At 68.1% G+C, this 13,772-nt stretch carries 11 protein-coding genes, 1 tRNA gene and 1 other RNA gene; 10 read left to right on the top strand and 3 right to left on the bottom strand.

What is annotated here, in order from left to right; genetic code table 11:
- Positions 1 to 148 precede the first annotated feature (148 nt).
- The gene (locus tag D9T14_RS13705) at positions 149 to 286 is read left to right on the top strand and encodes a hypothetical protein (protein ID WP_170175641.1); all 138 of its coding nucleotides are present in this window, start codon (positions 149 to 151) and stop codon (positions 284 to 286) included.
- Positions 287 to 723: 437 nt separating this feature from the next.
- An RNA gene (gene ffs / locus D9T14_RS10805) (signal recognition particle sRNA small type) lies at positions 724 to 820 on the top strand.
- 66 nt (positions 821 to 886) lie between these two features.
- Here the strand turns inward: ffs and ilvA are convergent.
- Positions 887 to 2,152 carry a threonine ammonia-lyase IlvA gene (gene ilvA / locus D9T14_RS10800; protein WP_232012516.1) on the bottom strand — a complete coding sequence of 422 codons (1,266 nt, stop codon included), beginning with the start codon at positions 2,150 to 2,152 and terminating at the stop codon, positions 887 to 889.
- 265 nt (positions 2,153 to 2,417) lie between these two features.
- Here ilvA and D9T14_RS10795 point away from each other — a divergent pair.
- From D9T14_RS10795 to D9T14_RS10780, 4 genes are all read left to right on the top strand, one after another.
- Positions 2,418 to 2,505 (top strand) — tRNA-Ser (locus D9T14_RS10795).
- Positions 2,506 to 2,725: 220 nt separating this feature from the next.
- Entirely contained in the window at positions 2,726 to 3,415 is a 690-nt protein-coding gene (locus tag D9T14_RS10790) for a PIN domain-containing protein (RefSeq protein WP_119161545.1), read from the top strand.
- A gap of 363 nt (positions 3,416 to 3,778) precedes the next feature.
- Positions 3,779 to 6,115 carry a right-handed parallel beta-helix repeat-containing protein gene (locus D9T14_RS10785; protein ID WP_170175640.1) on the top strand — a complete coding sequence of 779 codons (2,337 nt, stop codon included), beginning with the start codon at positions 3,779 to 3,781 and terminating at the stop codon, positions 6,113 to 6,115.
- A gap of 249 nt (positions 6,116 to 6,364) precedes the next feature.
- Positions 6,365 to 7,207, top strand: coding sequence for a hypothetical protein (locus D9T14_RS10780; RefSeq protein ID WP_119161523.1), 843 nt, complete (start codon positions 6,365 to 6,367; stop codon positions 7,205 to 7,207).
- A gap of 105 nt (positions 7,208 to 7,312) precedes the next feature.
- On the opposite strand, the gene D9T14_RS10775 is transcribed toward D9T14_RS10780, so the two are convergent.
- Together D9T14_RS10775 and D9T14_RS10770 are read right to left on the bottom strand one after the other, a co-directional pair.
- On the bottom strand, positions 7,313 to 7,588 hold the full coding sequence (locus D9T14_RS10775) for a DUF1540 domain-containing protein (protein WP_119161544.1): 276 nt from the start codon (positions 7,586 to 7,588) through the stop codon (positions 7,313 to 7,315).
- Positions 7,589 to 7,841: 253 nt separating this feature from the next.
- On the bottom strand, positions 7,842 to 8,609 hold the full coding sequence (locus D9T14_RS10770) for an SDR family oxidoreductase (RefSeq protein WP_119161522.1): 768 nt from the start codon (positions 8,607 to 8,609) through the stop codon (positions 7,842 to 7,844).
- Positions 8,610 to 8,933: 324 nt separating this feature from the next.
- On the opposite strand from D9T14_RS10770, the gene manD reads away from it, so the two are divergent.
- The 4 genes from manD to D9T14_RS10750 all read left to right on the top strand — a co-directional run bounded on the left by manD (position 8,934) and on the right by D9T14_RS10750 (position 13,631).
- Positions 8,934 to 10,148 (top strand): D-mannonate dehydratase ManD, encoded by a 1,215-nt coding sequence (gene manD, locus D9T14_RS10765; protein WP_119161521.1) that lies wholly within the window; start codon positions 8,934 to 8,936, stop codon positions 10,146 to 10,148.
- Between the two features lie 33 nt (positions 10,149 to 10,181).
- Entirely contained in the window at positions 10,182 to 11,195 is a 1,014-nt protein-coding gene (locus tag D9T14_RS10760; RefSeq protein ID WP_119161520.1) for a zinc-binding dehydrogenase, read from the top strand.
- Positions 11,196 to 11,251: 56 nt separating this feature from the next.
- Complete coding sequence (locus D9T14_RS10755; protein ID WP_119161519.1) at positions 11,252 to 12,730, top strand: MFS transporter; 1,479 nt, start codon at positions 11,252 to 11,254, stop codon at positions 12,728 to 12,730.
- A gap of 391 nt (positions 12,731 to 13,121) precedes the next feature.
- On the top strand, positions 13,122 to 13,631 hold the full coding sequence (locus D9T14_RS10750; RefSeq protein WP_119161518.1) for a flavodoxin: 510 nt from the start codon (positions 13,122 to 13,124) through the stop codon (positions 13,629 to 13,631).
- The last annotated feature ends 141 nt before the right edge of the window (positions 13,632 to 13,772 follow it).

The raw sequence follows: 13,772 nt of genomic DNA, 5'->3' as shown, positions 1-13,772 counted from the left end.
CAAACGTCTCCACTCGGCCATTGACTACCGGACCCCCAACCAAGTCGACACCGAATGGAGACAACAACACAGGGCAGCAGCCTAAAACCAACCAGTAACCACTGTCCGAAAAACCTATATCACTCCATCGTCAGCTGATGGCTGGGTCGTGTCTTCCTGCTTCAACCCCCGGGTCACCAGCGCACCATCCGACTGGGAAACACTGGCCGCAGCCCTCAACGACTTCATCGATGGCCTGCGCACCGCATTGGCGACCATCGAGCCGGATGCCGCGAGGCTCATCTAGACTTGTCACCAGCCTCGCAGGCTTGTCCACAGCACCGATGGGGAGGTACGTGACAAGGGTTGACACTTCTGGTGAGGGTTCCCGTGAACATGCCTCTCGATGCTCTCACCGCCCGGAGGAGTCCGATGACCAACCCGTATTCGTTCACCATCATCCCGTTTTATGCCCAGGTCTGGCTTTTCGATCCGGCATGTCCTTCTTCCTGCCAACACCGTCCGATCCGTGTCGCGTGTGCTCCTGTAACGCACCGGGCAGCGTTGAGCCCAGCGGCTGCCCGACCGTTCGGTTGCGGAGGCCCGGCGAGACGCACCGGGAGCCCGCAGGCCCAGCACGATCAACCCTCAACCACCGTCAGGGCATGCCTGGTGCACCGAGCCCGTTCTGCTCACCAGCGGTTCTCGTTTCGGTGCAGCGCGTCTTGCGGCTACAGTGGTGCGCAAGGTCTCTCGCGCGGCGGTACCTCACCCAACTCCCCCAGGGTCGGAAGGCAGCAAGGGTAAGTGAGCTCTTCCGGGTGCGCGGGAGGCCCCTTTTTCTTCTGCTCTTCCCCGAGGACGGCGCCCCGCAGCGAGCACCGGGACGGGGCCGGGGTCTGCCCCGTCAGACGAGCATGCGGTAGATGGCCGTGTCGGGCTCGAGCACCTCGACCTTGAGCGGCGAGCTGTCGATGCGTGCCAGCAGCGACCGGTAGCTGGCCGGGTCGCCGAGCTCGATGCCGACGAGCGCGGGCCCGGTCTCGCGGTTGGAACGTTTCGTGTACTCGAAGACGATGATGTCGTCGTCGGGGCCGAGCACGTCGTTGAGGAAGCGGCGCAGCGCGCCGGGCTCCTGCGGGAAGTTCACCAGGAAGTACCGGCGACGGCCCTCGTGGACGCCGGAGCGTTCGATCACCTCAGCGTAGCGGGAGACGTCGTTGTTGCCGCCCGAGACGATCGCGACGACCTCTTGGCCGGGCTCCAGCCGCGCCGAGACGTCGACCTTCCTGTTGCTCAACGCGGCCGAGGCGAGGGCACCGGCGGGTTCGGCGATGATGCCGTCGACCTGGTAGAGGTTGAGCATCTCGGAGCAGACCTGTCCCTCGGGCACGGCCAGCAGCTCGGGGCTGACCAGGCGCGTCATCGAGAAGGTGAAGTCGCCTGCGCGGGCCACCGCGGCGCCGTCGACGAAGCTGTCGACGTGGTCGAGGGTGACCGGGTGGCCCTCGTACATGGCGGCGGCCATGCAGCGCGCACCGGCCGGCTCAACGCCGATGAGCCGCACCCCGGGATGGTTGACGCGGGTCCAGGCGCCGCACCCTGCCATCAGCCCGCCGCCGCCGACCGGGATGACGAGGGCGTCCGGCACGTGACCGAGCTGGCTGAAGACCTCGCGGGCCACGGTGCCCTGGCCGGAGGCCGTGCGGGGGTCGTCGAAGGCGGGCACCATGGTCGCCCCGGTGCGTTCGGCCTCGGCGGCGGCCGCCGCCGCAGCGAGGTCGTAGGTCTCGCCGCCGACGACGAGATCGACGTAGTCGCCCCCGAAGAAACGGATGCGGTCGCGTTTCTGGCGCGGCGTGGTGCTGGGCACGTAGACGGTGCCCTTGATCTGGAGCCGGGCACAGGACCAGGCGACACCCTGCCCGTGGTTGCCGGCGGAGGCCGCGATGACGCCGGCGGCGCGCTGGGCCTCGGAGAGCCTGGAGATGAAGGTGTAGGCACCGCGCAGCTTGTAGCTGCGGACGGGCTGGAGGTCCTCGCGTTTGAGCCAGACCTTGCAGCCGGTGGCCAGCGAGAGACGCTCGTCGTACTGCAGCGGGGTCTCGACGGCGACGTCCTTGAGGCAGTCGGCCGCCTCGTCGACCATTGCGGCCAGCTGGTTCATGTCCATGGTGCTCACCCGCATATTGTGCCGCGCGCGCCCCGGACGGCGGTCACCGCGGCAGCATGTGGGAGAACAAGACCGCGCCGCCCTCACGGCAGCAGCCACGAGGCCTCTGGTCAGCGTGCCGAGGCCGGCCGACGGTGCAGCTGTCGACGACGGTGACACGAATCCCTGCGGCAACGACCCGAGAGCCGGCGCTGCCACCCAAGAACCGGCATCGCCTCCGGCGTCCGGTTGGCCCGGGCCCCGGTGAGGCGCTAAGCTCTCGGGCGGAGGATTCGCCTAGAGGCCTATGGCGCTCGCTTGGAAAGCGGGTTGGGTTCACGCCCTCACGAGTTCGAATCTCGTATCCTCCGCCACCGCCCTCCGGCAAACGGCCCCGCCCCGCCGGAGGGCTCTTTCGTGCCAGTCCTGCGACTGGTGGGGAGACAGGTGCACTGTAACCGCAGGGCGGGCATGACCAAGGCGGAGGCTGGGACCACCCACTTGCCCTTGATGGCGTCATCGGCTAGTTTATGAGTCATAGTTCCCCACCGTCCCCCACAGGGATTGGTGGGGTTTTTCTGTACAAGGATGATGATGCCTGCCGTACCAACCCCTCCACCGCTGCATGCCACCGTGATCATGGACTACCAGAACGTGCACTTGGTCGGTCACGACACCTTCACGGACTCCTGGGCAACACCTCGGCACACGACCCTGATCGACCCGTTGCTCTTCTCCGAACAGCTCCTCCGGGCACGAAACAGCACCCAGAAGCCAGGTCACGCCGAAGCCGTTCTCAGCCAGGTCCTCGTCTACCGCGGTCTCCCCTCCAGCGAATACGACCCCGACGACAACGCACGAAACCTCAAGCAGCAGCACCACTGGCAACGTGACCGACGGGTGAAGGTGATCCATCGACCACTCCGTTACCGGTTGAACCTCGACGCCTCCGGCAGACCCGTTCTCGACATCAATGGGAAGCCATCCATCATCGAGAAACGAGAGAAGGGCGTGGACGTCCTGTGCGCGCTCGCCGTCGTCCGTGAAGCCCGGCGGCCCGGTAACAATGTGGTCATCCTGGCCTCTCACGACAGTGACCTCGAACCAGCGCTGGACGAGGCGTTCGAGCTCAACAGGGCGAAGATCGAAACCTTCCGGTGGGACTCGCCAGAGCGGCGCACCTACCAGCTCCGCTGCACCGACCGCCGGCGGCGCCTGTGGTGCACCAGGCTGGACGAGCGGGCCTTCGTCGCCTCCCGCGATCTGACACCCTATGGCCCCTGAGCAGCCGACCGTGCCCGGAGCGCCTCCTCGACCACCGAAGTCCCGTGGCGCCGGTGGAACTGCCCCGGCCCGCCAGGTAGCCACGAGCCCCCGCCCATCAGTGAGCCTCTGGTGAACCCGAGAAGGAACCCCTACAAAACCCTGATACCGCATCTCCTATCCATCAGGGAGACCCTGACCAGGACGACTGCATCGTTCATCCGCCATGCCGGATTCATGCTCGTGACTACGCAAAATGATTCGTTCACAGAACAGGGAGCCAGACCCGGGGGCGACCTCCCCATCCGGATGCCGACTCACAGGAAACTCAGGTTCACGTACCCTTGTGGGGCACACACCCCACCCCTGACAGGAAACCCACCGATGCGTCGCCTGAAGATAACCGCCCTGTGTTCGCTGCCGCTGCTCCTGCTCGGCCTCAACGCGCCGGCCGCAGTGGCCAGTCCCGGCGACGCCACGACGATCCACGTCTCGGCGGCCTCCGGTGACGACTCGAACAAGGGCAGCGAGCAGGAGCCCCTGCGCACCCTCGGGGCGGCACTCAAGGCGGCCGACGACGGCGACACGATCGAGTTGGCCGGTGGCGACTACCGCGAGGGCGAGCTCGTCGTCGACAAGCAGGTGACGATCGTCTCGGCCGACGGCGCGGACAAGGCCGTGCTCAACGGCGCCGACGTCGTCACCGACTGGACGGCGTCCGGCGACGGCACCTGGTCCACCCCGCATGACAAGGTGCGCTTCTGCGACGTGTGCACCACCGACCCCGACCCGGCCCGCCTGGGCGCCGCCGCCCACCCGGAGCAGCTCTTCGTCGACGGCGTCGAGCAGACCCAGGTGCTCAGCAGGGACGAGCTCAAACCCGGCACCTTCTTCGTCGACGACCCGCAGCCGGTCACTCTCAAGCAGGCCGGCAACAGCTGGGGCGGCTTCAACGCGGCCCCGCACCGGGGCGTCAGCTACGTGCTCGGCTCCGACCCCACCGGGCACACCGTCGAGATCACCCAGCACTCCCGGGCCCTGACGCTCAGCGGCAGCAGCATCACCGTCGACGGCGTCGCCGTCACCAAGTACGCCCCCGTCCAGCGCTGGGACTACGCCGATCCCGAGATCGGCACCGCCACCGGGGCCGAGATGGTCGTCGTGCACGGCACGGGCAACACCTACCGGAACGCGACGTTCAGCCACTCGGGCATGAGCACGGCACTGGATCTCAGCAACGCCACCAACGCCACCATCAGCGGCAACACCTTCGCCCACAATGCGGCCGGCGGCCTCGGCATCAACACGTCGCACGACATCACCGTCACGGGCAACAGCTGGTACGACAACAACCGCGGCGAGATGGCTCTGGCGGACTGCGGCGCCTACTGCACGGTCGGTGACCTCAAGGCCACTCACTCCGAGAACGTCACCTTCTCGTTCAACACCTTCGACTACGCGGGGGCGCCCGACCGCTCGCAGCCCGGCAGCACGGGCGGTCAGCCGGCGCTGTGGCTCGACGAGGGCATGATCGGCTCCACGATCGCGGCGAACTACTTCGTCAACACGAGGACGGCGATCCTCGCCGAGGTCTCCTCGAACACGACGATCGCGTCGAACATCGTCAACGGCGCCGGCAGCGCCATCATGATCGCCGGCTCGGACCACACGCGGGTCTGGAACAACACCATCTCGCACGCCCGCACCTCGATCGACGCCTACGAGGACGGCCGCACCAACGGCTGCAACAAGCGCGCCGAGGACGGCAGCTGCCAGCAGGAGGAGTCGTGGAGCATCGAGCACGGCCTGAGCTGGGACCTGACCGATACGACGCTCTACAACAACATTTTCTCGTCCGAGACCCTCTCCGGCCCCGACGACCCGTGGCGGTACTCGCCGACGGTGCAGTTCGTCGGCCACGCCGACGACAACCAGGGCAACCCGATCTGGGCCAACCAGATGGTCACCGGCATCGACCACAACGTCTACTACCGTGACAAGAGCAGCGACGTGCCGAACACCACGGTGCTGTGGACGGGTCCCGACAAGAACGTCAACGCCGAGAAGCTGTCCGACTTCACGACGAGCCCGCTGGTGACGACGCAGGGCAAGGAGGCCAGCGGGCTCGACCTGCACGGCACGCCCGCCCAGAACCCGCTGTTCGTCCACGAGTCGGAGCAGGTCACCGAGTGGGCGAGCTCCGACCTGCGTCTCAAGGACGGTTCACCGGCCAGGGGCAGCGGCACCGATCTGCCCGCCGACATCGCCGGCCTGCTCGGCGTGAGCGCACAGGGCCCCGACCGCGGCGCCCTGGTGAACGCCGCGTGGTCAAACGGTGCCTCGCCGGAGAAGCAGGCCGCGGCGCCGTCCGGCGACGAGCAGGCCCGCGACGGGGACACGACATCGGACGAGCAGCCCTCGGCGCGTGAGACCGAGAAGGGCTCGACCGATGGCAGCAGTGAGGGCCCGAGCGCCGATGATCCGTCACCGAGCCTGCATGACCTGTCCACCCCAGCGACCCCCGGCGCCGGCCAGGGCCCTTCGCAGACCCCGGGCAGCACCAGTCCGGCAGCCGCACCGTCGCCGCGGGACGACGCGTCATCGCCCTCCCCAGCCCCGCAGTCGGCGCAGCAGGAAGCCAGCCTGGCGGGCTGGGCCACTGCCCTCAGCCCGTTCGGCACCTCGCTGCTCCTTCTGTTCCTGTGGCTCAAACGCCTCTGACGGGCGCTCCCGGCCGGTGATCGCATCCACGGATCACCGGCGGGCTCATGCCCGGGAAACGAGCATGAGCCCGCCCAGCGGCCGGCCCGCATCCGTCGGCGGGACACCGGACCGCACCCCGCGGTGGATTCCCGCTGTGGAAACCCACCTGAAATGACTGATCGGATCTTCCCATTCCGGGATCTACAGATTAGGCTCGCCTAAGCGTTCCATGACCGGAACGAGACTTCCCGACGGAAGGATCACGATATGTCCCTGGTACCGGAGGTGAGTGCGGCAACAGCCGACGCACTCGTTGGACGGACCCAGTCGATCGCCTACCGGCTGCTCTGCGGCTCCGGCTGCGGGGCACTGCTCGCATACCGTCAAGAACCCCAGATCAGCATCGAGTTCCTCGCGCACGGCCTGACCAGGTCCGGCCATATCGTCGTGGCCTGCTGCCCCACTCCGGGCGATGAGGTCGCCGAGATGCCGCTGAGCGAGTCGATCGCCATCCGCCTCGACGTCACCAAGGCCTCACAGGAGCCGAGCGTGCACATCATCTCGTCGGCGGTGCACCTGCTCGGCACACTCGAGTGGATGCCCCAGCAGGTCTCGGCACAGCTGCTGGCCGACGACCAGCTCCCGCCCAGGGTGGCAACCACCGTCACCCATCCGCACGGCCGCCTGGGCGTCATCCGCACCCAGCGCGTACTGCTCCACGACTCCACAGGCGTCACCCCGCTGGCCTTCGGCACGCTCATGGAGGCCAGCACCGGCATGCCCTTCCCCATCGTGGAGGAGGAGTTCGAGGCCTTCGACGCCGCGATGAGTCTCGGGGAGGACGCCCTGTGGAACATCGCCGAGGCCATCGGCGACGAGCGCATCGAAGGCCGCATCTGCTCGCGCCACGCCGTGACCACCGGGTGCCCGCACACCTGGAACCGCATCTACTGCGTCGACGTCGACCGCTACGGCCTGACGCTCATGCTGGTGGAGCCGACACAGACGAGTACCTTCTTCGCGCCGTTCGGCGCCCCTGTCGACGAGATGGAGGCGCTGGACAAGGCCCTCCAGGAACTGGCCTCCAAGGCGGCACCGGGCATCGGCTGACTGCCGCTCCTCACACACCGTACTGGGGTCCCCGCCGCGTCATCGGGCAGGGACCCCAGTACGAATGATCATCGGCCGGGTACGAGCCCGGCGGGAGCGCTCAGATCAGGAGGCAACCTCGTAGCTCAGGCAATTGGCGGTCTCGGGGCCGAAGGACACCTCCTGTGCGGTGCACATGAGATCCTTGTTGTGGACGCACTCGATGCACTGGCACGCGCCGACCTGGCTGTTGGCCGCGGCGAGACCGGCGCGGGCATCAAGAACGGTGAGGGTCTGGCAGACCGGCTTGCTGCCGACCGTGACGGCAAATGCAGTGCAGCCGCCGTTGTTGAAGGCGCAGGCAGTGGCGGCGCAGGACTTTACGGGGGCGATGGTGGTCATGATCATTCATCCTCTCAGCTGTTGCGGGGCGCTTCTGATATCTGAGACTCTGCCTTCGCAACTATATTTCCCGCAAGACAGCACAGGCTGACCTCCACTCCATTTCGATATCATCCCTCCTTGTCACAGAGATTCCTGTGAAAAAATAATTTCTGATCGCCAACGGTCCGTAATATTTCTCCGATCATCTCGATGGACCGTGAGAACAGCGAGGAAAGCCTTGGGGAATCGACAGCAGGGCGGGACACCGGGGTCACAGCACCGAGGTCATGCCTCCGTCGACGAGGATGTTCTGCCCGGTGACGAAGTCGGATGCCGAGGAGGCGAGATACACCAGGGTTCCGAGCAGCTCCTCGGGCTCGCCCCATCGACCCGCCGGGGTCCGCCGGACCACCCAGGCGTCGAACTCCGGGTCGTTGATGAGGGCCGTGTTCATCTCGGTCCTGAAGTAACCGGGCGAGATGGCGTTGACCTGGATGTTGTACCTGGTCAGATCGGCCGCCATCTCCTTCGTGAGCATCGCGACTCCGCCCTTGGCCGCCGTATAGGGCGGCAGCGTCTGGCGGGCGAGGACGGTGACGACCGAGCCGATGTTGATGATCTTGCCGGAGCCCCGCTCGACCATTGCGGGGGCCAGTGCCCTGGACACGTAGAACACGCCGCTCAGATTGGTCCCGATGACCTCGTCCCACTGATCCACTGGGAACTCGTGGAACGGCGCCCTGCGCTGGACGCCGGCGTTGTTGACCAGGACGTCGGGCACCCCGACCTCGTCGACCAGGGCCTCAATGGCGACGCGGACGCCGTCCCGGTCCGCGACGTCGAAGACGCAGGGATGCGCCTTCACCCGGTAGGTCCGCGCGATGTCGGCGACCTGCTCAGCCACCACGTCCGGGCGCCGGCCGTGGACGACGACATCGCAGCCCGCCGCAGCGAGGCCGCGGACGTACACACTGCCCAGCCCCCGAGCCGAACCGGTGACGAGGGCGAGTCTGCCCGAGACGTCGAATGACGATGCCATGCCTTCTCCCTCCAGCCCTCCCTCAGGGGGCTCATGCGTTGACGATGCGGCCGGTGACCGGGCCGCATCGCACGGCGCACCAATGTCCGCGCGGCGCTGCCGCGGCGGAAGACGCCCTGCCACGACGTGAATCCGCCACGCCGAACTTGCCCTCCGGCCAGCACTAGGATAACACTATGTTTCATTAAGCGATTCATCTATTTTGTTGAAAGAAACACAAAGAGTTCCTGAGTCCACGTTCGGACACCGTCACGACCCGACGGCATCCCGCCACCGCCGGGCCGAGCGGGCATCGGCGAAGAAGTACGAGCAACAGGGGGAACCATGGCAGACAGCATCGAAACGGTCGACGTCATCGTCGCCAGCCCGGAACGCAACTACGTGACGGTCCGCGTCACGACCGCCGATGGCCTCGTCGGCCTCGGCGACGCCACGGTCAACGGCAGGGAGCTCGCCGTGGCGGCCTACCTGCGGGAGCACGTCGCCCCCATCCTCATCGGACGCGACCCGGGCGCCATTGAGGACACCTGGCAGTACCTGTACCGCGGCGTCTACTGGCGGCGCGGCCCCATCTCCATGGCGGCCATCGGCGGCATCGACATGGCCCTGTGGGACATCCTCGGCAAGCGCACGAACCAGCCCGTCCACCAGCTCCTGGGCGGGCGGGTGCGCCAGTGGCTCACCGCCTACCGGCACGCCTTCGGCTGGGAACTGCCCGCACTGCTGGAACAGGTCGACCAGCACCTGGAGAGCGGGTGCACCCACATCCGGGTCCAGACCGGGGTGCCCGGCCTCGACACCGTCTACGGGGTCTCCCGCACCGCCGGCTACGAGCCGGCCGGGCGCGCCGCACGCCCCAGCGAGGAGCGCTGGGACGCCGAACGGTACATCGCCGCCGCCCCCAAGGCCCTGGCTGCCGTCCGCGAGCACGTCGGTGAGGACGTCGGCCTGCTCCACGACGTCCACCACCGGCTCAGCCCGAACCAGGCGGCCCGCTTCGCCCGGACCGTGGAACCGGTCAATCTCTACTGGCTCGAGGACATCACCCCGGCCGAGGACCAGGCGGCCCTGGAGTTCGTCCGGGCGCATACGACGACACCGCTCGCGATCGGCGAGGTCTTCAACACCGTCTGGGACTGCCAACGGCTCATCGAGGACCGCCTCATCGACTACGTCCGGTGCGCCGTCGTGCACGCCGGTGGCATCAGCCACGCCCGGACGATCTTCACCCTCGCCCAGGTCCATGGCGTCCAGGCCGCCCCGCACGGTCCCTCGGACATCTCACCGATCGCCCTGGCCGCGTCGATCCACCTGGGCGTGGCGACCCACAACGTCGCCATCCAGGAGTACATGGGCTACCCGGACCTGGTCCACGAGGCGTTCCCGCACGCATGGACCTTCGCCTCCGGCCGTCTGGAGCCGGGCGAGGCCCCGGGCCTCGGCGTCGACCTCGACGAGGACCTCCTGCGGGCCCACCCCTACAACCCCGCCTATCTGCCCGTCGCCCGCCGCCTCGACGGCACGCTCACCGACTGGTGAGTCCCGAACCCCCTCACGGAAGGACCCTCAACGATGAAGGCACTGAAGATCCTCGGCCCGCAGGACATGGTCGTCCAGGACCTGCCCGTCCCCCAGCCCGGTCCCGACGAGGTCCGCGTCCGGATCCACTACGTCGGCATCTGCGGGTCCGATCTCAACTACTACTTCAAGGGGGCCAACGGCCCCAACACCATCCGGGAGCCCTTCAGCTTCGGCCACGAGATGTCGGGGCTCGTCGACGCAGACCCGTCGGGCAGCTACGCGCCGGGCACGCCGATCACCATCGCCCCGGCATCGCCGGGGCGGCCCGTCCCCGGGCTCGAGAACAAGTCCTATCTGTGGCCGGGCAGCCACTACATGGGCAGCGCGGCGAATCTTCCCCACGACCAGGGCGGAGCAGGCGAGTACGTCCTCATCAAGCGGTACATGGTCCGGGCGCTGCCCGAGTCGGTGAGCCTGCGGCACGGGGCGCTCGCCGAGCCCCTGGCCGTGGCCCTGCACGCGCTGGCCGTCGCGGGCGGCGTCGGGGGACGGGACGTCCTCGTGTCCGGGGCCGGCCCCATCGGGCTGCTCGTCGCGGGCGCGGCGAAGATCCTGGGGGCCCGCTCGGTCACGTCGAGCGACATGCTGGCCGCCCCGCTGGAACGAGCGGGCCGGATCGGCGCGGACCGGACGATCCTGCTGGGGCAGGACAGCCCCGAGGACTCGGGCTACGACGTCGTGTTCGAGTGCTCCGGATCGCCCAGGGCCGTCGAGCCGGCCATCCGGGCGGCCCGCCGAACGGGGACGGTCTGCCAGGTCGGGACGCTCCCGGACGAGGAGATCCCGGTCAACATCGCCCACCTGGAGACCAAGGAGATCCGCTACGTCGGTTCATTCCGCTACGACACGGAGATCGACGACGCGGTCGCCATCATCGGCCGGCACCCCCAGATCAGCACGGCAGTGACGCACACCTTCCCGGCCGGCCAGGCGGCCGAGGCCTTCAGGGTCGCCCGGGACAGCACGCAGTCCGGCAAGGTCCTCGTCTCCATGTGGATCGACTGACCGGCCCTGCGAACACGCAACGACCCACCAAGCAGAAGGAACGAAGGGCCCACACCATGTCAAAGAAGATAACCACCGTCCGGTCCTCCAGCGGAGCAGTGGTGGAGCGGACCACATCGGATCTGGCCAGGGCGGCCGTCTCCGGCTGGCTCGGAACCGCCCTGGAGTTCATGGACTTCCAGCTGTACTCGCTTGCCGCCGCACTCGTGTTCAATCAGATCTTCTTCACCACCGAGGACGCCGCCATGGCCGTCGTCGCGGCCATGGCCACCTACGGCGTCGGCTACCTCAGCCGGCCCCTCGGCGCCTGGTTCTTCGGCCGGCTGGGCGACCGCGTCGGCCGCACCAGGGTGCTCTACTACACCATCGCGCTGATGGGTGTCGCGACGACCCTCATCGGTGTCCTGCCGACCTACGACCAGGTCGGGATCGTCGCCCCGATCCTGCTCGTCGTCCTGCGGCTCCTCCAGGGCTTCGGCGCCGGTGCCGAGATCGCCGGCTCCTCGGTCATGCTCACCGAGTACGCGCCACGGAACCGCCGGGGCATCATCGGCTCGCTCGTCGCACTGGGCACCAACTCCGGGACCCTGCTCGCCTCGGCGATCTGGGGGATCCTCGTGGCCGCCATGTCGGAGGAGACGCTGCTGTCCTGGGGCTGGCGGGTGCCCTTCCTCGGGTCGGTCGTCATCCTCTTCTTCGCGGTGTGGATCAGGCGCACCCTCAAGGAGTCCCCGGTCTTCGAGGCCAGGGCCGACGTCAAGGACGGCGTCGCCGTCTCCAGGTCCGAGCTGCGCCAGATCGTCAACGAGGGCAAGGCCGACGAGGTGCTGGCCCCCGACCGGAAGAAGGGCCGCGCCTTCGTCACCGCCTTCTTCCTGCGCCTGGGACAGGCCGGCAACTCCGGGATGATTCAGACCTATCTCGTGAGCTACATCACCGCGGTACTGCTCATGACCAGGTCCGTCGGCACCAATGTCGTCATCGTGTCCTCACTCGTGGGTTTCGCGACGGTCCCGTTCATCGGCTGGCTGAGCGACATCTTCGGACGCAAGACGATGTACATCGTCATGGCGTCCCTGTCCATCGTCCTGGCCTTCCCGATGATGTACGTCCTGTCCGGCAGGACCGTGCCCGCCGTGTTCGTCGGCTACATCATCATGCACCAGGCATCGGTGCTGGCCCTGGCGTCGCTGGAGAACCTGACCATGTCGGAGATCTTCGGGGCCAGGCACCGCTACACCCAGCTCGCCCTGGCCAAGGAACTCGCCGCCATCATCGGCACCGGCGCCGGGCCGGTCATCGCCTCCGCCTGGGTCGCGGCACGGACCGGATCGTGGATCCCGATCGCGGGCATGCTCGCGTTCTTCTCGCTGTGCTCGCTGTCGGCCGCCATCGCGATGCCCGAGGTCGCCGGGCGTGACCTCACCCTGCTGACCGACAGCAGGCGCGGCGAGTCCGAGATCGGCCCGTTCGCCCGGCGCGAGCGGGCGAACCTCGGTCTGACGTCCGAATCGGACACGGCAGTAGCAGTCTGATCCTCGACGACGACCGGCCATCAGACGTCGTGTCGGGTGGGGCGGCGTGACGCCAGCTTTTGGGTTGACCCTGACGGCCACCGGGTCCTGGCCTGCGGGGGCGGGCCGAGTGGCTCTCCGCACGCGCTGGCTGGGTCATAACCGGGCCCCGGCCCGCGGGGGCGGGCCGGGGCGGTCGCGGCCGAGCCCTTCGGCCCCCGAAGACCGGACCGGTGGAGCGGGCCCAGGGCGACCGTACGATACCCTGACTACCTGTCCCCGCGATGCCAGGAGCGCTGCCGAGGCAGGCATTCGCACGCCGACGACCGCACCAGCCCCCCCCCAGACCCCGGCATCGAACCCGGCCCACGTGCGGGACCACCGGCCGGACGCACCATCAGGAAGGCATGACATGAGTACCCCGAACACATCAGGCTCCTCGGTCCTCGTCGCGTACTACTCCGCGCAGGGGCACACCCGCATGGTCGCCGAGGCCATCGCCCAGGCGCTCGGCGCCGACACCTTCGTCCTCACCCCGGCCGAGCCCTACAGCGAGGCCGACCTGGACTACAACGACCCCGGCAGCCGGGTCTCCAAGGAGCACGACGACCCCGACAGCCGGAACGTGAAACTGGTGAGCACCACCCCGGACGGCTTCGCCGACTACCGCACCGTCCTCATCGGCTACCCGGTCTGGTGGGACGAGGCATCCTGGGTGCTCGACGACTTCGTCCGGCAGAACGACTTCTCCGGCAAGACCGTCGTCCCGTTCTGCACGTCGTACTCCGCGCCGGTCGGCACCAGCGCGAGCCGGCTCGCCGCCCTCGCCACCACCGGCGACTGGCAGCCGGGGACGCGCCTCGAGGCGGCCGCCGGCACCAGCGCGATCGGCGCGTGGCTGCGCAGGATCGGCGTCGAGTAGTCCACCGGCCCCGCCCGACACGAGGCCCTTGTCGCCGAGGCCTCTCCCCCCAGTGAGAGCCGGCAGGCCCGCTCGCCCAACGCCGAACAGACCCGCGCACGGCCGCGCAGCAGCGGCGAGGACGAGCCCACTCGCCCAGCA

Source organism: Propionibacterium australiense (assembly GCF_003666605.1).
In the GTDB taxonomy this organism is placed as follows: Bacteria; Actinomycetota; Actinomycetes; order Propionibacteriales; family Propionibacteriaceae; genus Propionibacterium; species Propionibacterium australiense.
Note: the sequence above shows the minus strand (reverse complement) of the source record. Positions and strands in the feature narration are given on the sequence as shown.